Raw genomic sequence first — 19,982 nt, 5'->3', positions numbered from 1 at the left:
CTTGGCTTGACCGCCTGAATTCCTCCGGATCAACCCGGACCTTTATGGGAGAAGCCGATGAAACTGGCCACATTCACCGCCGCCGATCAGCAATTCTGGGGCGTCGTCGCGTCAAACGGCATGATCGCGTTGTCACCGGATTTTCCGAAGTGGAAAAGCTTACGCAATGTCATCGAAGCCGGTGCGGTTCAAACCGTGCTGGATGCCGCCATCGGCCGGCCCGTCACCCATGCCGAGGGGACATTCCGCTGGGATATCCCGGTGCCCGATCCTGAAAAGATCATCTGCGTCGGCGTCAATTTCCCCGACCGCAATGCCGAATACAAGGACGGCCAGGACGCGCCGCCGAACATGAGCCTGTTCATCCGTTTCCCGCGCTCCTTTGTCGGCCATGAGACGCCGCTGACCCGGCCGCCCGAAACCCCGCAGCTCGATTATGAAGGCGAAATCGCCATCGTCATCGGCAAGGGCGGCCGCCGGATTCCGGAAGCAGAGGCCCTGTCCCACATTGCCGGGCTGACGCTTTGCAACGAGGGCACGCTGCGTGACTGGGTGCGGCATGCAAAATTCAACGTCACCCAGGGCAAGAACTGGGACGGCTCCGGCGCCATGGGCCCTTGGCTGGTGCCATTTACCGATCCGAGCCAGATTGCCGATGTGCATCTGCAGACCCGCGTCAACGGTGACACCCGCCAGGACGACCGCACCGGGCGGATGCTGTTTCCGGTGGCGCGGCAGATCGCCTATATCTCGACTTTCACCACGCTGGTTCCGGGCGACATCATTGTCACCGGAACGCCGACCGGCGCCGGCGCCCGCTTCGATCCGCCCGTCTGGCTGGTTCCCGGCGATGAGATCGAGATCGAGGCCGACGGTATCGGCATCTTGCGCAACGGAGTGGTGGACGAATGACGCCCGAGCAGATTGCAGAAGCAGCGAGCCGCCTGTTCGAGGCCGAGAAGACCGGCATCCAATGCGGCCTGCTGAGCCTTGCCTATCCCGGCATGACTCTGGACGATGCCTATGCGGTTCAATCGGCTCTTGTAGCCAGGAAGCGCGCTGCCGGTCTCGGCGTCATCGGCTGGAAGATCGGTCTCACCAGCCGCGCCATGCAGCAGGCACTCAACATTACCACGCCCGACAGCGGCGTGCTGCTTGAGGACATGCTGTTTGCCGATGGTGCAACGATCCCTGCAGGCCGCTTCATCCAGCCGCGCGTCGAGGCCGAGATTGCCTTCATCATGAAGAGCGACCTTGCCGGCAAACATGTCACCCGCGAGGATGTTCTGGCAGCCACGGTTCACGTCGCCCCGTCGCTCGAAATTCTCGACACGCGAATCCTGCGAGCAGATCCCGAGACCGGAAAGGCGCGGATCATCACCGATACCATTTCCGACAACGCCGCCAATGCGGGTATAGTCCTGGGTAAGGAACGTCACGCCATTGACGCGTTCGATCTGCGCTGGGTCGGCGCCATCGTCAAGCGCGACGGCATTGTCGAAGAAACCGGCCTCGGCGCCGGGGTCCTCAATGATCCGGTGACGGGTATCCTGTGGCTGGTTCATCGTCTCGCGCAATATGGCGGCGGCCTGTCCGCCGGTGACATAGTCCTGTCCGGTTCATTTATCCGCCCGATCGAGGCACCATCAGGCTCGACCTTTGAAGCCGATTTCGGTGCATTCGGGTCGGTTTCCGTCTCATTCAGCTAAGGATTTCCCATGCCAGCTCCTGAAAACACTCTCAAGCGCCGCCTCCAGGCCGGTGAAACCCTGATCGGGTGCTGGCTCGGCATGGCGGAGCCCTATCTGGCGGAAATCTCGGCAACGGCGGGCTTCGACTGGTTGCTGATCGACGGCGAGCACGCGCCCAATGACATCCGCTCGATGGCCACCCAACTGGCAGTGCTTGAAGCCGGCGGCTCGGCGGCGGTGGTCCGCCTGCCCGATGACAATCCGGCAAAGATCAAGCAGGCGCTGGATATCGGTGCGCAGACGCTGCTGATTCCGATGGTTGAAAGTGCCGCGCAAGCCGAGCAGATCTTCCGCGCCACCCGTTACCCTCCGCTTGGCTTCCGCGGGGTCGGCTCCGCTCTCGCCCGCGCCTCGAAATTTTCCGCCATCCCGGATTATCTGACCACCGCCGACGATCAGATCTGCCTGATCACGCAGGTCGAAAGCCGCGCCGGACTTGCAGCGCTGGACGGCATTCTCAAGATCGACGGTGTCGACGGCGTGTTCATCGGACCCGCCGACCTGGCCGCTGACATGGGATATATCGGCAATCCGTCCGAACCTGTCGTCAAGGCTGCGGTGCTCGATGCGCTCGGACGCATTCGCGCCGCCGGCAAGATCGCCGGCGTGTTGACCCTGGACCCCGACTATATCGCCGATTGCCGCGATGCCGGCGCCAATTTCCTCGGTGTCGGTATCGATGTCACGCTGTTTGCCGGCGCCATGCGTGCGCTCGCCAGGAAGTTCAAGTAGGCTTTCTGAGTGCAGCCGCTCAGATGCCTATGGTGCCGTCGACGATGACATAGGCCAGCCCGCGTGAGCAGTTCTCGATGCGGGCATCGACGTGATAGACCTCGCGCAGAAGATCTTCGGTGATCACCGATGCCACCGGCCCGCTGGCCACCATGGCTCCATCGGCGATGACGATGACGTTGTCGCAATAGCGCAGCGCATGGTTGAGATCATGCAGGGCGATCAGCACGGTCATGTCCATGCGCACCGCGAGGTCGCGGATCAGGGCCAGCACCTCGATCTGCCGCGACAGGTCCAGCGCCGAGGTCGGCTCGTCCATCAGCAGCACGCCGGGCTTGCGCACCAGCGCCTGGGCGATCGACACCAGCTGGCGCTGGCCGCCGGATAATTCCGACAGGTGGCGGAAGGCAAGCTCGGTGATCCGCAGCGCATCCAGCGTCTCGTCGATATCGGCCAACTGTTCGTCCGAGACGCGCCAGTTGCCGCCCTGCTTGGCGGCCAGCAGCACCGATTCATAGACTGTCAGCACCGCGTTGACGCCGGTGTCCTGCGGCATGTAGCAGATACGGCCGCTGGCGGCCTCCGCGCCGCTGACCTCGACCACACCGGCGCCTCCGATCAGATCGGCGACGCGCTTGAACAGGGTCGACTTGCCGGCCGCATTGGGCCCGATGACCGCCGTCAGCTCTCCGCTGACAAGCAGGCCGGAATTGACATCGGAGAGCACCACGCGCTTGCCATAGCGGGCGCCAATGCCGTTGAGCGTCAGGTTCACCATGACCGCCGCCGATTGGTGAAGATCAGCGAGAAGAAGAACGGCACGCCAACCAGTGCGGTGATCACACCGATGGGCAGGATGGCGCCGGGAATGATCATCTTGCTGACCACTGAGGTGACCGAGAGCATCAGCGCACCGCAGATCACCGAGGCCGGCAGGTAGAAGCGCTGGTCTTCGCCGACCAGCATGCGGGCGATATGCGGCCCGACGAGGCCGATGAAACCGATCGTGCCGACAAAGGCAACGGGAATGGCGGCGAGAAGGCTGACCAGCAGCAAGGTTTCGAGCCGCAACCGGCGAATATTGACCCCCATGCTGGCCGCCTTGTCGTCGCCGAGCCGCAAGGCGGTCAGCGCCCAGGCATTGCGCGCAAACAGCGGAGCGCAGAAAACAAGCACGCCGCCGGTGATCCAGACCTTGGCCCAGGTGGCCTTGGTGAGACTTCCCATGGTCCAGAAGATGACGGCGGCCAGAGCCTGTTCTGAGGCCAGATATTGCAGCAGCGCCAACAGCGCATTGAAGGTGAAGACTAGTGCGATGCCAAGCAGCACGATGGTTTCGACATTGACGCCGCGCATGGTGGACACGCCATAGATGAACAACGACGCCAGCATCGCCATGAAAAAGGCATTGAGCGGCACCATGTACTGAACCGCGGCCGGGAAAATGGCGACCCCCGCCACCAGCCCGAGGGCTGCGCCGAAGCCGGCGGCAGCCGATATTCCCAGGGTGAACGGACTGGCCAGCGGGTTGGCGAGAATGGTCTGCATCTGCGCGCCGGCGAGCGACAGGCAGGCGCCGACGGTGACCGCCATCATCGCGATCGGCATGCGGATATCCCAGATCACCACCTGCAGCTGGATATCGACGCTGGAAGGCCACAACACGGCGGTGACGACTTCGCCAAGGCTGTAATTGGCCGGGCCGAGCGCCATGTCGGTGGCCACACTGACGACAAGTGCCGCCACGAGACCGGCGATCAGCAGGATCCGCCGTGCGGCCAGCGCGCGGTACCGGTGTCCGCCACGGATCTCGGGGAGGGTCTGGCTGGCCAGGGTCATGGGAAAATCCGGTTCAAACAGAAATCTACGGCGGCAGAACCGCCGGAGAAACAATCGGCATCACTGTGCCGGGTTGAGCGAGGCGAAATAGCCCGGACGGTATTCGACCGGCAGAAACTTCTCGTGCAGATCGGCAAATGTCTGGCTCGGATCAAGTTCCTGGAACAGGTCCGGATGCAGCCACTTGGCGAGCTGCTGGACAGCGATGAACTGGTAGGGGCTGTTGTAGAACTGGTGCCAGATACCGTGCACATTGCCGTCCTTGACCGCCTTGACGCCGGTGAAGGCCGGGCGCTGCATAAGCACCTTGAGCTTGCGCTCGGATTCAGCATTGTCCGCGCCGGCGCCCAGGCCGACCCAGTTGCCGCTCGGGACATAGTTTTCCCAGTTGGCGCCGGTGATGACGATCTGGTCCGGATCAGATGCGATGATCTGCTCGGGATTGACCGTGCCGAAGGTGCCCGGAATAATGTCCCCGGCCATGTTTTCGCCGCCGGCCATCTCCACCATCTTGCCGAAATTCTCGTTGCCGAACGACATGCAGCAATCATCGCTGTACCCACCGGCGCGTTCGACGAAGACCAGCGGTTTTTCAAGATTCTCGACCTTGTCGAGCACATCCGTCACCCTGGCCATCTGCTGCTGGCGGAATTCGACGAAGTCCTCGGCGCGGGCTTCCTTGCCGAGCAGCTTGCCGATGATGCGCATCGACTGGTCGGTGTGGGCGATCGGCTTTTCACGGAAATCGATATAGACCAGCGGGATGCCGACCTTGGCGAGCTTTTCGATATAGCCGCTTTCCTGGGTGGCGGATTTGGCTTCGGTGTTCATGATGATGACGTCGGGATTGAGCTCGATGGCCTGCTCGAGATTGAACGTGCCGTCCTTCATGCCGCCAAAGGTCGGAATGTCGTCCATCTGCGGGAATGTCTCGAGATATTCGTTGTAGCCGTCGAGATCGGCCTTTCTGAAATCGTCGCGCCAGCCGACAACGCGCTTGAATGGCGCCTCGGTATCCAGGGCTGCAACAAAGTAGATCTGGCGGCCTTCACCGAGAATGACACGCTCCACCGGCACGCTGACTTCGACCTCGCGACCGGTGATATCGGTGATCGTGACGGTCTCGCCGGCCATGACATCGGCGGAAAAAAGCGCAAGCGAAATCGTGGCGGCGAATGCCACCTTCTTGAAAATAAACATGTTGTCTCCAGCAATCTTGTCTCGGATGTGGATTATGATATTATGACTTTCCCAGTCAAGTTTTATCTTTTAGAAGCGTTCCAAGCACAATCGGAGACCGGAACGTGGATATGTCGGGCATGTCGCAAAATTACGGGCTGAGAGACGAGATCAAGGCCTATTGGTCGTTGCGTGCCGAAAGCTTTGACAGCCAGCCCGGCCACGAGATCTTTTCGGAACCAGAACGGGCCGCCTGGCACCAGCTGATCATCCGCCATCTCGGCCCCGGCGAACAGCGGCGCGTGCTCGATCTCGCCTCGGGAACCGGCGTGGTGGCGCATCTTCTCGACGATCTCGGCTTCGAGGTGACCGGCATGGACTGGGCCGAGCCGATGCTGGCACGGGCCCGCGCCAAGGCGAGGCTGCGCGAACGCCCGCTGCGCTTCCTGATGGGCGACGCCGAAAAGACCATGGAACCTGACAACAGCTATGATGTGATCACCAACCGGCATCTGGTCTGGACGCTTGTCGATCCCGAGGCGGCGTTTGCCGAATGGCTGCGGGTGCTCAAGCCAGGTGGTCAATTGCTGATCGTCGACGGGGATTTCGTCAATTCGGGGCTTCCGGCCCGGCTCGCCAACGCAGTTGCCCGCGCCATCGCCCGCTTGCGTCCCGGCGCAAGCGGAAACGCGCAACCGGCAACGATGATGGAAACCCACAACTCCATCCTGTCACGGGTCTATTTCTCCGGCGGCGCCCGCGCCGAAGCCGTGGTGGCGCTGCTGGCTCGGGCCGGCTTCGAGAACATTGTCATCGACACCGATATGCGCGCCATTCACAGGGCGCAGAAAAACAATTTTCCGTTTCTCAAGCGCATCGAGCGCGCCACCCAGCACCGCTATGCGATCTGCGCCAGCAAACCGGCAGGCAAGGTGTAACCACGGGCGCCTTTCCGCCTTCGCCCAGCCAGCCCTGTCACAGCTTGGATGTCGAGCCGCTCTTGCACCCGGGCAACGGATGCCGCATGCTAAAGTTGCAGGTTGCGGTGCTGTTGCACGGCGGCTGGAACCAGGGCGTCAGGCGGTATACATCCCCTGTTTTGGTTTCACTTGTTTTCGTTTGACATTCGGTTAAGGTTCCTTTTATCTTCACCGTTATCGGATGCGCAGGGAAGATTTTCATCTGCGGCGAGCATTGGCAGCGGCTGTTCTGACGCGACCGATCCGCACTCTGGAGGCGAGGCTTGGGAGGGCTTCTTCTACATGCTGGAACTGGACAATGTCTCCAAGATCTCCAACGGGGAAGCGCACATCAGTGACGTGTCGCTGCGGCTGGAAAGCGGTTCGCTGAACGTGCTGCTGGGGCCGACCCTGTCGGGCAAGACCAGCCTGATGCGGATCATGGCCGGCCTCGACCGCCCGACCCGCGGACGCGTGCTCAGCGACGGTGAAGATGTGACCGGACTGGCGGTGCAGAAGCGCAATGTTGCCATGGTCTACCAGCAGTTCATCAATTACCCGGCGATGACGGTCTATGAAAACATTGCCTCGCCGCTTCGCATCTCCGGCGCCGACAAGGCGACGATCGAGCGCGAGGTTGCACGCGCTGCCGAACTGCTCAGGCTCGGGCCCTATCTGCAGCGCACGCCGCTCAACCTGTCGGGCGGCCAGCAGCAGCGCACCGCACTGGCGCGCGCCATCGTCAAGAAGGCCGGACTTGTTTTGCTCGACGAGCCGCTCGCCAATCTCGACTACAAATTGCGCGAGGAACTGCGCGCCGAACTGCCAAAGATCTTCTCCGAATCCGGCGCCATTTTCGTTTACGCCACCACCGAACCCTCCGAAGCGCTGCTTTTGGGCGGTGATACGGCGACGCTGAGCGAAGGCCGCATCACCCAGTTCGGCCCGACGGTCGATGTGTTCCGCGACCCGGTCAACCTGGTAACCGCCCAGACATTTTCCGATCCGCCAATGAACCTGCTGCCGATGCAGAAGACGCAGGACAGATTCGTCAAGCAGGGCGTGAAGGACATCCCGGTTCCCCCTGGCCTTTCGCATCTCGCCGACGGGCCCTGCACGCTCGGTTTCCGGTCGCACAACCTGTCCCCCGTAGCCGGTGCCGGCACCACGCCGCTGTCTGCCGAGGTGATGGTCACCGAAATCACCGGCTCGGAAAGCTATGTCCATCTCATTCACGAAGACCAGCGCTGGGTGATGCTGACCAAGGGCATTCACGACATCGACGCGGGCGAGATGATGGAGGTGCATCTCGATACGGCGCACCTGCTGGTGTTCGACCGCGACGGGCGCACCGTTCGCGCCCAGACATCGGGAGCATGAGGACAGACCATGGCCCGCATTGATCTCGACCATATCCGCCACGCCTACATGGCCAACCCGTCCAGCGACGAGGATTACGCGCTGCGCGAGGTGCATCATTCCTGGGACGATGGCGGCGCCTATGCGCTGCTCGGGCCTTCGGGCTGCGGCAAGACCACGCTGCTCAACATCATTTCAGGCCTGCTGACACCGTCGGAAGGCAAGATCCTGTTTGACGGCAAGGACGTCACCGGACTGCAGCCGGAAGAACGCAACATCGCCCAGGTGTTCCAGTTCCCGGTCGTCTACGACACCATGACGGTCGCCGACAATCTCGCCTTCCCGTTGCGCAATCGCGGTATGGCCGAAGCCCAGGTTCAGGCCCGCGTTGCCGAAGTGCTGGAGATGATCGACCTCGTCGACATCGCGGGCCGCAAGGCGCGCGGTCTGACGGCGGATCTCAAGCAGAAGATCTCGCTAGGCCGCGGCCTTGTCCGCGCCGATGTCAACGCCATCCTGTTCGACGAGCCGCTGACGGTGATCGATCCGCACATGAAATGGCAGCTGCGCTCGCAGCTCAAGCTTTTGCACCGCCGCTTCGGCCACACCATGGTCTATGTCACCCATGACCAGACGGAGGCGCTGACCTTTGCCGACAAGGTGGTGGTGATGTATGGCGGCGAGATCGTCCAGATCGGCACGCCGCAGGAACTGTTCGAACGCCCGAGCCACACCTTCGTCGGCTATTTCATCGGCTCGCCGGGCATGAATGTGCTGCCGGTGGCGCTTGATGGCGCCCGGGCGCAACTGGGCCAGCAGTCTATCACCCTGCCCGGTGCAGCTAACCTGACCGATGGCAAGCGCACCGAGCTGGGCATCCGCCCCGAATTCGTGCATCTGGGAACCGAGGGCATGCCCGTCAGCGTGCGCATGGTCGAGGACATCGGGCGGCACAAGATCGTCCGCGCCATGATCGAGGGACATGAGCTGGCGATCGTGCTGGATGAGGATTTATCCGTGCCCGCAGATCCGCATGTCACCTTCGACCCCGCCGGAATCAACATTTACGCCGACGACTGGCGCGTAAAGCTGGGAGGCTGAGATGGACAAGACCTGGAACAACAAGGCCTGGTTCATGGTGTTGCCGATGCTGCTCCTGGTGGCATTCTCGGCCGTGATCCCGCTGATGACGGTTGTGAACTATTCCGTGCAGGACACTTTCGGCAACAACCAGTTCTTCTGGGCCGGCACCGACTGGTTTTCCGATGTGCTTGCGTCTGCCCGCTTCCATGACGCGCTTTTGCGCAACCTGGCGTTTTCAGGCATCATCTTGCTGATCGAGGTTCCGCTTGGCATCTTCATCGCGCTCAATATGCCGAAAAAAGGACTCGGCGTGCCGTTCTGCCTGGTGTTCATGTCGCTGCCGCTGCTGATCCCGTGGAACGTGGTCGGCACCATTTGGCAGGTGTTCGGCCGGGTCGATATCGGCCTGCTCGGCTACACGCTCAACGCGATGGGCTTTGACTATAATTATGTCAGCGATCCGTTCGACGCCTGGGTAACGGTGATCATCATGGATGTCTGGCACTGGACCAGCCTGGTGGTGCTGTTGTGCTATGCTGGCCTCGTCTCGATCCCCGACGCCTATTACCAGGCGGCCAAGATCGACGGCGCCTCGCGCTGGTCGGTGTTCCGCTATATTCAGCTGCCGAAGATGAACCGGGTGCTGCTGATCGCGGTGCTGCTGAGATTCATGGACTCCTTCATGATCTACACCGAGCCCTTCGTGGTCACCGGCGGTGGACCGGGCAACGCCACCACCTTCCTGTCGATCGACCTGGTCAAGACAGCCATCGGTCAGTTCGATGTCGGCCCGGCCGCGGCGATGAGCCTGATCTACTTCCTGATCATCCTGCTGCTGTCATGGGTGTTCTACACCGTGATGATCACCAACGACGCCAAGGGCTGAGGGAGCGCGCACCATGACGATGTCCGACAATGCCGCCTCGCAGACCAGTCTCGACGCCACCGCCGCCATGGCACGGCGGACGCGGCGGTCCAATGCGATAGCGCGCTTTTCCTTCCTGGTCCCGGTGATCTACATCTTCTTGCTGATGTTGCCGATCTACTGGCTCATCAATATGAGCTTCAAGACCAATGCCGAAATCCTCGGGGCCTTCTCGCTTTGGCCGCGCGATCCGACGATTGCCAATTACAAGGTCATCTTCACCGACCCGTCCTGGTATAGCGGCTACATCAATTCGATCATCTATGTGGTGATGAACATGGTGATTGCGGTGGCGGTGGCGCTGCCCGCCGCTTACGCGTTCTCGCGCTACCGGTTCCTGGGCGACAAGCACCTGTTCTTCTGGCTGCTCACCAACCGCATGGCGCCGCCTGCCGTGTTCGCGCTGCCGTTCTTCCAGCTCTATTCCGCCTTCGGCCTGATCGACACCCATATCGCGGTGGCGATCGCGCATTGCCTGTTCAACGTGCCGCTGGCCGTGTGGATCCTTGAGGGCTTCATGTCCGGCGTGCCCAAGGAGATCGACGAGACCGCCTATATCGACGGCTACTCGTTCCCGAAATTCTTCGTCAAGATCTTCATGCCGCTGATTGCGAGCGGCATCGGCGTGGCGGCGTTCTTCTGCTTCATGTTCTCATGGGTCGAACTGCTGATCGCGCGCACGCTGACCGTCACCGACGCCAAGCCGATTGCCGCCACCATGACCCGCACGGTCTCGGCGTCGGGGCTCGACTGGGGCGTGCTGGCAGCAGCCGGCGTGCTGACCATCATCCCGGGCGCGCTGGTGATCTGGTTTGTCCGCAACTACATCGCCAAGGGCTTTGCCCTGGGCCGGGTCTGAGGAGGCCAAGCTATGGATCTGTCATGGATGGCCTGGACCGGACCGACGGCGATCTTCTTTCTCGTCATTCTCATGCTGCTCATCGGCATGGGGGTGTGGGAGTATTTTGTCCCCGGCGGATCGCCGCGGGTCGGAATCCTGCGCTTTGAAACCACGCGCGGCGACCGTCTGTTCGTCTCGCTCTTGGGTTCGGCCTTCATCAATCTCGCCTGGCTCGGACTAGTCGGTCCGAACCTGTGGTGGGCTCTTGCCCTGTCCGTGGTCTACGCCATCGGCGTGTTCCGCTTTGTCTAGGGTTTGACTACCGGATGCGGCAATACCGCCGCCTCCGTTTTCGCAAGTCGGGAGGAAACTGTAATGCGGAAACATCTACTGTTATCAACAGCAGCAATGGCGCTCATGTTCAGCGCCGGAGTCGCCTATGCCGGGATGGAAGAAGCCACGAGCTTCCTCGATGCGGAAATCGGCGACATGTCGACGCTCGACCGGGCTGCCCAGGAAGCCGAGATGCAATGGTTCGTCGACGCAGCCCAGCCATTCGCCGGCATGGACATCAAGGTGGTTTCGGAAACCATCACCACGCATGAATATGAATCCAAGGTGCTGGCGCCGGCCTTTACCGCAATCACCGGCATCAAGGTTACCCACGACCTGATCGGCGAAGGCGATGTGGTTGAAAAGCTGCAGACGCAGATGCAGTCGGGCGAGAACATCTATGACGCCTATGTCAACGATTCCGACCTGATCGGCACCCACTGGCGCTACCAGCAGGTTCGCAACCTGACTGACTGGATGGCAAATGAGGGCTCCGAGGTGACAAGCCCGACGCTGGATGTGGAGGACTTTATCGGCCGCTCATTCACGACCGCGCCCGACGGCAAGCTCTACCAGCTTCCCACCCAGCAGTTCGCCAACCTGTACTTCTTCCGTTACGACTGGTTCAACGACGAGAAGAACAAGGCCGACTTCAAGGAAAAATATGGCTATGATCTCGGCGTACCGGTGAACTGGTCAGCCTATGAGGACATCGCCGAATTCTTCACCGGTCGCGAAATCGACGGCAAGAAGGTCTATGGCCACATGGACTACGGCAAGAAGGACCCTTCCCTCGGCTGGCGCTTCACCGACGCCTGGCTGTCGATGGCCGGCAATGGCGACAAGGGCATCCCGAACGGCCTTCCGGTCGATGAATGGGGCATCAAGGTCGACGAGAACTCGCGACCAGTCGGCTCCTGCGTTGCCCGCGGCGGCGACACCAACGGACCTGCAGCAGTCTATTCGATCGAGAAATATCTCGAGTGGATGGAAAAATATGCGCCTGCGGCAGCCCAGGGCATGACCTTTGGTGAATCGGGACCTGTCCCGTCGCAGGGTGAAATTGCCCAGCAGATGTTCACCTACACGGCCTTCACCGCTGACTTTGTCAAGGAAGGCCTGCCGGTCGTCAATGAGGACGGCACGCCAAAATGGCGGTTCGCACCGTCACCGCACGGTGTGTACTGGAAGGAAGGCATGAAGCTCGGCTACCAGGACGCCGGTTCGTGGACGCTGATGAAGTCCACGCCTGAGGATCGCGCCAAGGCCGCATGGCTCTATGCGCAGTTCGTCACCTCCAAGACGGTCGATGTGAAGAAGAGCCATGTCGGTCTCACCTTCATCCGCGAGTCGACGCTCAGCCACGACTCCTTCACCGAACGCGCACCGAAACTCGGTGGACTGGTCGAGTTCTACCGTTCGCCGGCCCGCGTCCAGTGGTCGCCAACCGGCACCAACGTGCCTGACTATCCGAAGCTGGCACAGCTCTGGTGGCAGGCCATCGGTGACGCATCGTCGGGCGCCAAGACTGCCCAGGAAGCCATGGACTCGCTGTGTGCCGAGCAGGAAAAGGTGATGGAACGCCTCGAACGCGCCGGTGTGCAGGGCGATATCGGCCCGAAAATGGCTGAAGAGCACGATCTGGAATACTGGAATGCGGATGCCGTCTCGAAGGGCAATCTCGCGCCACAGCTGAAGATCGAAAACGAAAAAGAACAGCCGATGACCGTCAACTACGACGAACTGGTCAAGAGCTGGCAGTAGGTTCGGCCAACGCCGAAACGACTGAATGACGATCGGGGCCTTCGGGCCCCGATCTGTTCGTGCGCATGGATGCGATCCTGTTGCCGCAAGACCTCCCCTGCGACAGCGCCAGCCATATCGGTGGCGCTGGGTTTCGGGTCAGCTCTTGGCGTTGCCCTCTTCCTTCAGGTTCAACAGGGCGACGCCGCTGTTGCCCAGTTCAACGGCTGCGAACGGGCCGCCGTGATGCGTGTTGCCCGGATCCTGCGGGTCGAGCGGACCGGCCTCGGCATAGATTTCCTTGGCGAATTGCTCGGCATTGTCCTTGGGACGATAACCCAGATGCTGCGCCTTGGAGTTGTCCACCGGCGCGCGGTCATTGTTGGAGACGCCATAGACGACGGAAAAGCCGGTGATCGGCGTGTCGATGGCGCGTTCGACCATGTGGATGAGATCGTCATAGCTGAGCCAGCTTCCGACCGCGCGGGGGTTGGAGACCTGGGCGCAGGAGAGAATCCGCATGCAGACCGATTCCAGCCCGCGCTTGTCCCAATACAGGCTCGCCAAATCCTCGGCGAAGCACTTGGCCAGGCCATAGAAGGTGTCGGGCCGATGCGGCGCATCGATGCCGATGAAATCGGTCTTCTTGTGCATGCCGACAGCATGGATGGAGGAGGCGTAGACCACCCGGCGCAAACCGTTGCGATGCGCTGCTTCCCAGATATTGTAGGCGCCGATGAAGTTGGGGCCGAGCAGCGTTTCGAACGGGGCCTCGTCGCAGACAGCACCGAAGTGAACCACCATGTCGGCGCCTTCAAGCAGCGCAACCATGGCATCGAGATCCTGCAGATCGGCCTTCACATAGCTTTCGCCGGGATACAACTTGCCGAGATCCTCGGCCAGATCGGTGGAGACGAGTTCATCGCAAAGCCTGGAAAGCGGCTCGCGCAGGTAGGAGCCGAGGCGGCCGGCGGCACCGGTCAGGACAAGTTTTTTCATGGTTAGTCTCCGCAAGTTTCAGGAAGTGTCAATTGCATTACCACGGCAGGGCCGCGGTGAAGGGATTGGAGGCAGGCAGCATCAGATGATCGCCTTTTCCTCGACAGGGCGGCCCGCCGCGATCCGATCAAAGCTGAACGGTGTCAGATCCAGCGTGCGATACTCACCATAGGTAAGCCATTCCGCCGTGCCGCGCCCCATGGCCGGCGATTGCTGCAAGCCGTGACCGGAAAAGCCGTTGAGGAAAATGAAATTCTGCAGTTCCGGATGCGGCCCGGTGATCGCGTTGTGGTCGAAGGTGTTGTAGGCATAATGACCGGTCCATTCCGACTGCACCTTGATCGCCTCGAACTGCGGAATGCGCGTCGCCACTATAGGCCAGACATGGGATTCCCACAGGTCAAAATCCATTGCGAAGTCGTCATAATCGACGGCCGGGTCAATCTCGGAATGGGCGCCGCACTGGTAGGTGCCGCCGCCGTTTTCGCGCACATGCACGCCTGAAGGATCGATGGTCAGCGGCAGGTCGCGGTCAAGCGGCTTGTCGGCCTTGAAAATCCAGGTGTAACGCTTGCGCGGCTCGACCGGCATTTCAATGCCCGCCATCTTCGCCGTGCGTGCGGCGCGGGGGCCCGAGGCATTGACCAGTTGCTCGCAGGCGATGACCTCGCCCGATTTCAGCGTGACGCTTTCGACCCTTGTGCCTGCGGCGTTGCGGTTGATCGCCACTACCTCATTCTCGATGTATTCCACGCCGCGCTCCCGCGACTGCCTGCGCCACCAGTCAAACACTGCACTGCCGTCCCAGTAGCCTTCGTCGACCAGATTGATCGAGCCGAGAATGATGTCCTCGACATTGTAGAAGGGATAGGCAGCCGCGATCTGCTCGGCCGTCATCAGTTGAGTCGCGGCGCCGGCCGCAAGCTGGATCTTCTGGTTTTCGCGCAGCACATTGGCAAAGGCATCATTGTCGGCCAGATACATGTAGCCGAAAGAGTGGATCGAAAGCTCCGGAACGCGCTCGTCACCGCCCATATATCCGCGCAGATTCTTGACGAAATCAGCGGCAAACTGGCTGATGCGGACATTGAGTTCAGCCGAGAACTGCTGGCGCATGCAGCTGTTGGTGTGGGCGGTGGAGCAGGACTGATAGCTGGTGTCGCGTTCGACGACGAGAACCTTGCCGTCAAAATCCTTGTTGTCAGTGAGGAACCAGGCAGTCGAGGCGCCCATGATGGCGCCGCCGACGATGATAACATCATAGGATGTGTGTTTTGGCGTTTCCGTCTTGCCGGCCATTACAATGCCTCCCCTTTGCTGACAGCCGCCGCAACGGCTTCGATATCCTGTTGGCTCAGACCGTAATCGCGCGCAGCGGTTTCGGCCGAGATGTAACCACGGGCAAGGTCACGCCTGACCAGCGCCTTGTCGCGATCTGCAGGATCGCCATAACCTGCGCCGCCGGGGAATGCCATCACCACCTTGCGCCCGTGCGGCACAAATTGCTTGCCCTTGACCCGCATCGGTGTGCCATCGTCCTGGGCAATGGTCGTGGCGCCGCCATTGCCGCCGCCGCGGCGGCCGCGCGCCGGGTGCTGGCCGCGGTCGAACATGGCCTGAATGTCGAACTCATGGCCTTCCATCGCGCCGACTTCCATATATTGGCCCAGTCCGCCGCGGGTCTTGCCCGCGCCACCGCTGTCGGGTCGCAACTCCTTGCGCCAGATGATGACGGGACCGGCATGCTCGGTGGCCTCGATCGGCATGGTCATCACGCCGGAGGGGAAGGCCGTGGCGTTGAGTCCGTCGAAACCGGGCCGCGCGCCCGAACCGCCGGAGTTAAAGGTCAGCACCTCGGACCGCCGCGCATGGGACGGCGCCGGCGCATCGGTGCGGGGCCGCAACGACACCTGGAAATTGCACAGACACCCTGCCCCTTCGGCCGGCACCAGGCCGGGCACGATCTTGTCGAACGCGTTGAAGACCGTGTCGGGCACGAAATGGCCGACGATATGGCGCAGCGCCACCGGTGCGGGATGCAGCGCGTTGACGATGGTGTTTTCCGGCGCCTCGATCTCGAACGGCGCCAGGGAAGCGTGGTTGTTCGGGATCTCCGGTGCGATGGCCACTTTCAGCGCATAGCAGGCATAGGCCTTGGCATAGACCAGCGGGCAGTTGATGCCCTTCTTGTCGAGCCCGGAGGAGCCGGTGAAATCGGACACGATCCGGTCCTCGTGCACGGTGACCTTGACCTTCAGCGTGATCGGCACGTCAAAGCCGTCCACCGTCATCTCACCAGTGGCCGATGTACGCGTCAAGGCAGCAATGCGTTTCAGCGTAGCGCGGCGCGAGTTTTCGAGGATGAAATCGGCGATGCCGCTCAAGTCAGCGAGATCGAATTCCTGCATCATCTCGATCAGCCGGCGATGGCCGATCTCGTTGCAGGTGGCAAGCGCGAACATGTCGCCGATCAGCTGGTCGGGCTCGCGCACATTGCCACGCACGATGCGGACCAGCGTCTGGTCGACGTCGCCGCGTTCGGCAAATTTCATGATCGGGATATAGAGCCCCTCTTCATAGACGCTGGCCGCATCGGCCCCGAACCCTCGTCCGCCGATATCGACGATATGGGCGGTGCAGGCGAAGAAGCCAACCAGCGCGCCACCATGAAAGGACGGCGTGACCATGGTGATGTCGTGCAGGTGGCCGGTGCCTTCCCGGGGATCGTTGGTGATGTAGACATCGCCGTCAAACATGTTGTCACGGCCGATGCGGCGGATGAAATGCGCCACGGCATCGGCCATCGCATTGACATGGCCCGGTGTGCCGGTGACCGCCTGCGCCAGCATCCGGCCATCGGTGTCATAGACGCCGGCCGACAAGTCTCCCGCCTCACGCACCGAGGTGGAGAAGGCGGTGCGCACCAGCGCCTGCGCCTGCTCCTCGACAACCGAGATCAGCCGGTTCCACATCACCTGGTAGGAAACCTTGGAATGTTGCTTTGCCATAGTCTCAGCCTTTCACGACGATGTCGATGCAGCCATCGGGCTGGCGGATCGCATCCCGGCTTGCCGGAATGATGATGGTGGTCTCGTCCTCGGTCATCACCGCAGGTCCCGGCACGCGATGGTCAGCCTCCAGACCGCTCCTCTCCACCACATGCGCGCTGGCAAAGCCGCCTGTTGCTGCGTCAAACACCTGCCGCGTGGTCCCCAGCCTTGCGGCCATGGTGCCGGAGGTGATCTCGACGCGCGCGACCTGTTCGGCCGGCGTCGTGGCATTGACCGACCAGACGGTGATTTCCACGTCCATGCCGGCCACGGTGCGGCCGAACAATTTGGTGTAATCCTCCTCGAACCGCGTCAGGAAAGTTGCAGCGTCCGGCGCCATGGCCTGATCCTCGGTCAGGCTGATCGGAATTTCCCAACCCTGGCCGGAATAGCGCATATAGACCTTGAACTCGGCCAGGATCGGGCTGACCTCGTCACAGGTACGGACAAAGCCGGTGGCCTCGTCACGCAGCTCGCTCAGCAGGGAGCGGATCCGGTCCGGATCGAAATCGGACAGCTTCATGTAGACCGACCGGTTGGCCTCGAAGCTGAACGGCGCGCGCAGAAATCCGATGGCCGACCCGACGCCGGCGCCCGGCGGCACGATCAGCCGGCCGACGCCCAATTTCTCGCACAGCCGCCCGGCATGCAGCGGAGCTGCACCTCCAAAGGCGATCATGGTGTATTCGGACAGGTCCTCGCCATTTTCAACCGCATGCACCCGCGCCGCATTGGCCATGTTCTCGTCCACCACTTCGGCCACACCGAAGGCTGCCTCGACCGCGTCCATTTCCAGCTTCGCGCCGATATGGCTGGCGAGCGCGGATTGCGAGCTGTCGGGGAACAGCGTGATCGAGCCGCCAGCGAAATTGTCGGGGTCGAGCTTGCCCAGAACCAGATCGGCGTCGGTGACCGCCGGTCGTGTGCCGTCGCGGCCATAGCAGGCCGGGCCGGGCTCGGAGCCGGCGCTTTCCGGACCCACCCGGATCTGGTGCATGCTGTCGACATGGGCGAGCGAACCGCCGCCGGCGCCGATCTCGACCATGTCGATCACCGGAATCGAAATCGGCATGCCCGAGCCCTTCTTGAACCGGTAGGTCCGCGCCACTTCGAACACGCGGGAGGTCTTGGGCGTCTGGTTCTTGATCAGGCAGATCTTGGCCGTGGTGCCGCCCATGTCAAAGCTGAGTACCTTGTCGAGCCCATAGCGGGCCGCAATATGGGCGGCAAAGACGGCGCCGCCCGCAGGGCCGCTTTCAACCAGCCGCACCGGGAATTCGGCAGCATTGCGGATCGAGATAATGCCGCCGCCCGAATGCATCAGGAAGATGCGGCAATCGACGCCTTCGCCGCGCAACCGTTCTTCCAGGCGGCCCAGATAGGATGCCATCAGCGGCTTGATATAGGCGTTGGCCACCACCGTGTTGAAGCGCTCATATTCGCGCATCTGCGGGCTGACTTCGGCGGAAATCGACACCGCCACATCGGGAAGCCTTGCGCTGACCACGTCGCGGATCATCCGCTCATGGGCGGGGTTGAGGTAGGAATGGATAAGCCCGATGGCGACGCTTTCAAAACCGGCTTCGGCAATGCGGTCGACCACCGCCTCGACCTCGGCGCGATCAAGCGGGATCATCACCTCGCCCCTGGCGTTGACGCGTTCATGGACGGTGAAGCGCATCTGCCGCGGCAGCAGCGGCTCGGGCAGGGTCAGGTTGAGGTCATATTGCTCGAAACGGCTTTCGGTGCGCATCTCGATGACGTCGCGAAAGCCTTGTGTGGTGATCAATGCGGTTTTGGCGCCGCGCCGTTCGATCAGCGCATTGGTGGCAAGCGTTGTGCCGTGGATGATCTGGCCGATGTCGCCCGGGGCAATGCCGGCCTTGGCGCAGACCTGATGCATGCCGTCGATGATCGCGGTTTCGGGCGCGGCATAGGTGGTGAGAACCTTGGACGAATATTGCGCGCCATCTTTTTCAAGAACCACATCGGTGAAGGTGCCACCGATGTCCACGCCGAGGCGAATTGCAGCTGTCTTCATCCGGATTGTCTCCACCTGGTGGTTGCACACAAACTCCGCGCGGTCCCAGACATCACCTGAGCCTGAACAGGGACTGGCGGCAGCCGGCCCGGCAGGGGTAGCGGCCATCTTGGCGCCACTGTCGCAGGCCGTCAGGATGGGTTCAAATTCGAAAAATTATGAGGGGTGATCAATGGAATTGATCCTGCCACCGGATCCTGTCGCCACTTCCACAGCCAGCCTCGCCGCCGCTTCGACGAAACGGGAGACCTTGGCGCCGTTGAAACGGGCGAAGAACTCCAGCGGCTTGGGGTGCCAGTCACAATCGAGAACCACCAATGTCCCGGATTCGATCTGTTCGCGCACCAGGGCTGCCGGCAGAAGCGCGGCTCCCATGCCGTCAACCGCCATCTGGACGCAGGAGGCAAGACTGCTCGAGAACACGATGCGGTCGGTGGCAAGCTTGCGCGTCTCGGCGAATTTGAGCAGTTCTTTCGATGCCAGCGTGTGCCGGGCGTGGATGAGCACTGGCGTCAGCAACAATTCGGCAAGCCTGGTTTTCGGTCCGGTCCGCGCTATCAGCTCCGGCGGGGCGATCCAGATATAGGGACAGGTGCCGAGCGCCAGGGAATCGGTGCTTTCATGCAGGAAAGGGCCGGTCTGCAGAGCGAGGTCGATCTGGCCTGCCGCCAGCTTCTGCTCGATGCCGGTCGACAGCTCCACCTCCAGCTCGACCGCTACCGAAGGATAGGCCTCGCGAAACCGGCGCAGGAAGACATGCAGCCATGTGCTGGCGATCAGTTCGGTGACACCGAGCCGCATCCGGTCGGCGATCAGATCCTGCCGCTCCGCCACTTCGAGGAACGCCTCGGCATTCCACAACACCTGCCGCGCGGTAGCCAGCAGCGCCTCGCCTTTCTCCGACAGGCGCACCGAACCGGCATCGCGGTGCATCAGGACGATGCCGATGCTGTCTTCAAGTGTCGAAATGCGGTTGGAGATATTGGGTTGCGTCGTTCCAAGGACCGCGGCGGCCTTGCGGAAAGATCCCATGTCCACGACACAGACAAAGGCTTCGAGCTGCTTGAGCGTGATCTGGCTTTTTATCATGAGCCGGGATTGGATAAGCAATTTTGATGACGCGTCAAGCCTGATCGAGCCCGTTGCAT

General features: G+C 61.7%; 18 protein-coding genes. 10 read left to right on the top strand and 8 right to left on the bottom strand.

Features of this window, described 5'->3' with window-relative positions; translation table 11 throughout:
* Positions 1 to 57: 57 nt before the first annotated feature.
* Genes OEG82_RS06780 through OEG82_RS06770 form a run of 3 tightly spaced genes read left to right on the top strand, consistent with a single transcriptional unit; the run spans position 58 to position 2,483 of the window.
* Positions 58 to 912, top strand: a complete 855-nt coding sequence (locus OEG82_RS06780; protein WP_267611672.1) for a fumarylacetoacetate hydrolase family protein — start codon at positions 58 to 60, stop codon at positions 910 to 912.
* Positions 909 to 1,709: a 2-oxo-hept-4-ene-1,7-dioate hydratase gene (gene hpaH / locus OEG82_RS06775; RefSeq protein ID WP_267611671.1), complete on the top strand. Its 801-nt coding sequence runs from the start codon at positions 909 to 911 to the stop codon at positions 1,707 to 1,709. The genes OEG82_RS06780 and hpaH overlap by 4 nt, the downstream gene beginning before the upstream one ends.
* Before the next feature lie 9 nt (positions 1,710 to 1,718).
* Positions 1,719 to 2,483 (top strand): HpcH/HpaI aldolase/citrate lyase family protein, encoded by a 765-nt coding sequence (locus tag OEG82_RS06770; RefSeq protein WP_267611670.1) that lies wholly within the window; start codon positions 1,719 to 1,721, stop codon positions 2,481 to 2,483.
* A 19-nt stretch (positions 2,484 to 2,502) separates the two neighbouring features.
* Here OEG82_RS06770 and OEG82_RS06765 read toward each other — a convergent pair whose 3' ends face one another.
* The 3 genes from OEG82_RS06765 to OEG82_RS06755 are packed head-to-tail and all read right to left on the bottom strand — an operon-like array spanning position 2,503 to position 5,522.
* Positions 2,503 to 3,261, bottom strand: a complete 759-nt coding sequence (locus OEG82_RS06765; protein WP_267611669.1) for an ABC transporter ATP-binding protein — start codon at positions 3,259 to 3,261, stop codon at positions 2,503 to 2,505.
* Positions 3,255 to 4,322: a FecCD family ABC transporter permease gene (locus OEG82_RS06760; RefSeq protein WP_267611668.1), complete on the bottom strand. Its 1,068-nt coding sequence runs from the start codon at positions 4,320 to 4,322 to the stop codon at positions 3,255 to 3,257. Before OEG82_RS06760 ends, OEG82_RS06765 begins: the two co-directional genes overlap by 7 nt.
* A 60-nt stretch (positions 4,323 to 4,382) precedes the next feature.
* Positions 4,383 to 5,522, bottom strand: a complete 1,140-nt coding sequence (locus tag OEG82_RS06755; RefSeq protein WP_267611667.1) for an ABC transporter substrate-binding protein — start codon at positions 5,520 to 5,522, stop codon at positions 4,383 to 4,385.
* Between the two features lie 110 nt (positions 5,523 to 5,632).
* Here OEG82_RS06755 and OEG82_RS06750 point away from each other — a divergent pair, with 110 nt between their 5' ends.
* The 7 genes from OEG82_RS06750 to OEG82_RS06720 all read left to right on the top strand — a co-directional run bounded on the left by OEG82_RS06750 (position 5,633) and on the right by OEG82_RS06720 (position 12,765).
* Positions 5,633 to 6,439 carry a class I SAM-dependent methyltransferase gene (locus OEG82_RS06750; protein ID WP_267614887.1) on the top strand — a complete coding sequence of 269 codons (807 nt, stop codon included), beginning with the start codon at positions 5,633 to 5,635 and terminating at the stop codon, positions 6,437 to 6,439.
* Positions 6,440 to 6,763: 324 nt separating this feature from the next.
* On the top strand, positions 6,764 to 7,840 hold the full coding sequence (locus OEG82_RS06745) for an ABC transporter ATP-binding protein (protein ID WP_267611666.1): 1,077 nt from the start codon (positions 6,764 to 6,766) through the stop codon (positions 7,838 to 7,840).
* A gap of 9 nt (positions 7,841 to 7,849) precedes the next feature.
* Positions 7,850 to 8,920, top strand: a complete 1,071-nt coding sequence (locus tag OEG82_RS06740) for an ABC transporter ATP-binding protein (RefSeq protein WP_267611665.1) — start codon at positions 7,850 to 7,852, stop codon at positions 8,918 to 8,920.
* A 1-nt stretch (position 8,921) separates the two neighbouring features.
* Positions 8,922 to 9,788 carry a carbohydrate ABC transporter permease gene (locus tag OEG82_RS06735; RefSeq protein ID WP_267611664.1) on the top strand — a complete coding sequence of 289 codons (867 nt, stop codon included), beginning with the start codon at positions 8,922 to 8,924 and terminating at the stop codon, positions 9,786 to 9,788.
* 67 nt (positions 9,789 to 9,855) lie between these two features.
* A complete protein-coding gene (locus OEG82_RS06730) occupies positions 9,856 to 10,686 on the top strand; it encodes a carbohydrate ABC transporter permease (protein WP_267614886.1) in 831 nt (276 codons plus the stop codon).
* A gap of 12 nt (positions 10,687 to 10,698) precedes the next feature.
* Positions 10,699 to 10,980 carry a DUF2160 domain-containing protein gene (locus OEG82_RS06725; RefSeq protein WP_267611663.1) on the top strand — a complete coding sequence of 94 codons (282 nt, stop codon included), beginning with the start codon at positions 10,699 to 10,701 and terminating at the stop codon, positions 10,978 to 10,980.
* 63 nt (positions 10,981 to 11,043) lie between these two features.
* Positions 11,044 to 12,765, top strand: a complete 1,722-nt coding sequence (locus tag OEG82_RS06720; protein ID WP_267611662.1) for an ABC transporter substrate-binding protein — start codon at positions 11,044 to 11,046, stop codon at positions 12,763 to 12,765.
* 138 nt (positions 12,766 to 12,903) lie between these two features.
* Here the strand turns inward: OEG82_RS06720 and OEG82_RS06715 are convergent, their stop codons facing one another.
* From OEG82_RS06715 to OEG82_RS06695, 5 genes are all read right to left on the bottom strand, one after another.
* Positions 12,904 to 13,743, bottom strand: coding sequence for an NAD-dependent epimerase/dehydratase family protein (locus OEG82_RS06715; protein ID WP_267611661.1), 840 nt, complete (start codon positions 13,741 to 13,743; stop codon positions 12,904 to 12,906).
* Between the two features lie 81 nt (positions 13,744 to 13,824).
* Complete coding sequence (locus OEG82_RS06710) at positions 13,825 to 15,042, bottom strand: NAD(P)/FAD-dependent oxidoreductase (protein WP_267611660.1); 1,218 nt, start codon at positions 15,040 to 15,042, stop codon at positions 13,825 to 13,827.
* Entirely contained in the window at positions 15,042 to 16,751 is a 1,710-nt protein-coding gene (locus OEG82_RS06705; protein WP_267611659.1) for a hydantoinase B/oxoprolinase family protein, read from the bottom strand. The genes OEG82_RS06710 and OEG82_RS06705 overlap by 1 nt, the downstream gene beginning before the upstream one ends.
* A gap of 4 nt (positions 16,752 to 16,755) precedes the next feature.
* Positions 16,756 to 18,834: a hydantoinase/oxoprolinase family protein gene (locus tag OEG82_RS06700; protein WP_267611658.1), complete on the bottom strand. Its 2,079-nt coding sequence runs from the start codon at positions 18,832 to 18,834 to the stop codon at positions 16,756 to 16,758.
* Between the two features lie 156 nt (positions 18,835 to 18,990).
* On the bottom strand, positions 18,991 to 19,923 hold the full coding sequence (locus OEG82_RS06695; protein ID WP_267611657.1) for a LysR family transcriptional regulator: 933 nt from the start codon (positions 19,921 to 19,923) through the stop codon (positions 18,991 to 18,993).
* Positions 19,924 to 19,982: the final 59 nt, after the last annotated feature.

It is taken from the genome of Hoeflea ulvae (genome assembly GCF_026619435.1).
Classification (GTDB): Bacteria; Pseudomonadota; Alphaproteobacteria; order Rhizobiales; family Rhizobiaceae; genus Hoeflea; species Hoeflea ulvae.
The sequence above is the reverse complement of the archived record's forward strand: the minus strand, read 5'-3'. Positions and strand labels throughout refer to the sequence as shown.

Bases quoted from the DNA above. Each gene is read 5' to 3' on its own strand.
- OEG82_RS06740 (WP_267611665.1), top strand. From the start codon at position 7,850: ATGGCCCGCATTGATCTCGACCATATCCGCCACGCCTACATGGCCAAC.
- OEG82_RS06760 (WP_267611668.1), bottom strand. From the start codon at position 4,322: ATGACCCTGGCCAGCCAGACCCTCCCCGAGATCCGTGGCGGACACCGG.
- OEG82_RS06770 (WP_267611670.1), top strand. From the start codon at position 1,719: ATGCCAGCTCCTGAAAACACTCTCAAGCGCCGCCTCCAGGCCGGTGAA.
- OEG82_RS06765 (WP_267611669.1), bottom strand. From the start codon at position 3,261: ATGGTGAACCTGACGCTCAACGGCATTGGCGCCCGCTATGGCAAGCGC.
- OEG82_RS06695 (WP_267611657.1), bottom strand. From the start codon at position 19,923: ATGATAAAAAGCCAGATCACGCTCAAGCAGCTCGAAGCCTTTGTCTGT.
- OEG82_RS06710 (WP_267611660.1), bottom strand. From the start codon at position 15,042: ATGGCCGGCAAGACGGAAACGCCAAAACACACATCCTATGATGTTATC.
- OEG82_RS06750 (WP_267614887.1), top strand. From the start codon at position 5,633: ATGTCGGGCATGTCGCAAAATTACGGGCTGAGAGACGAGATCAAGGCC.
- hpaH (WP_267611671.1), top strand. From the start codon at position 909: ATGACGCCCGAGCAGATTGCAGAAGCAGCGAGCCGCCTGTTCGAGGCC.
- OEG82_RS06745 (WP_267611666.1), top strand. From the start codon at position 6,764: ATGCTGGAACTGGACAATGTCTCCAAGATCTCCAACGGGGAAGCGCAC.
- OEG82_RS06725 (WP_267611663.1), top strand. From the start codon at position 10,699: ATGGATCTGTCATGGATGGCCTGGACCGGACCGACGGCGATCTTCTTT.
- OEG82_RS06755 (WP_267611667.1), bottom strand. From the start codon at position 5,522: ATGTTTATTTTCAAGAAGGTGGCATTCGCCGCCACGATTTCGCTTGCG.
- OEG82_RS06715 (WP_267611661.1), bottom strand. From the start codon at position 13,743: ATGAAAAAACTTGTCCTGACCGGTGCCGCCGGCCGCCTCGGCTCCTAC.
- OEG82_RS06735 (WP_267611664.1), top strand. From the start codon at position 8,922: ATGGACAAGACCTGGAACAACAAGGCCTGGTTCATGGTGTTGCCGATG.
- OEG82_RS06720 (WP_267611662.1), top strand. From the start codon at position 11,044: ATGCGGAAACATCTACTGTTATCAACAGCAGCAATGGCGCTCATGTTC.
- OEG82_RS06705 (WP_267611659.1), bottom strand. From the start codon at position 16,751: ATGGCAAAGCAACATTCCAAGGTTTCCTACCAGGTGATGTGGAACCGG.
- OEG82_RS06730 (WP_267614886.1), top strand. From the start codon at position 9,856: ATGGCACGGCGGACGCGGCGGTCCAATGCGATAGCGCGCTTTTCCTTC.
- OEG82_RS06700 (WP_267611658.1), bottom strand. From the start codon at position 18,834: ATGAAGACAGCTGCAATTCGCCTCGGCGTGGACATCGGTGGCACCTTC.
- OEG82_RS06780 (WP_267611672.1), top strand. From the start codon at position 58: ATGAAACTGGCCACATTCACCGCCGCCGATCAGCAATTCTGGGGCGTC.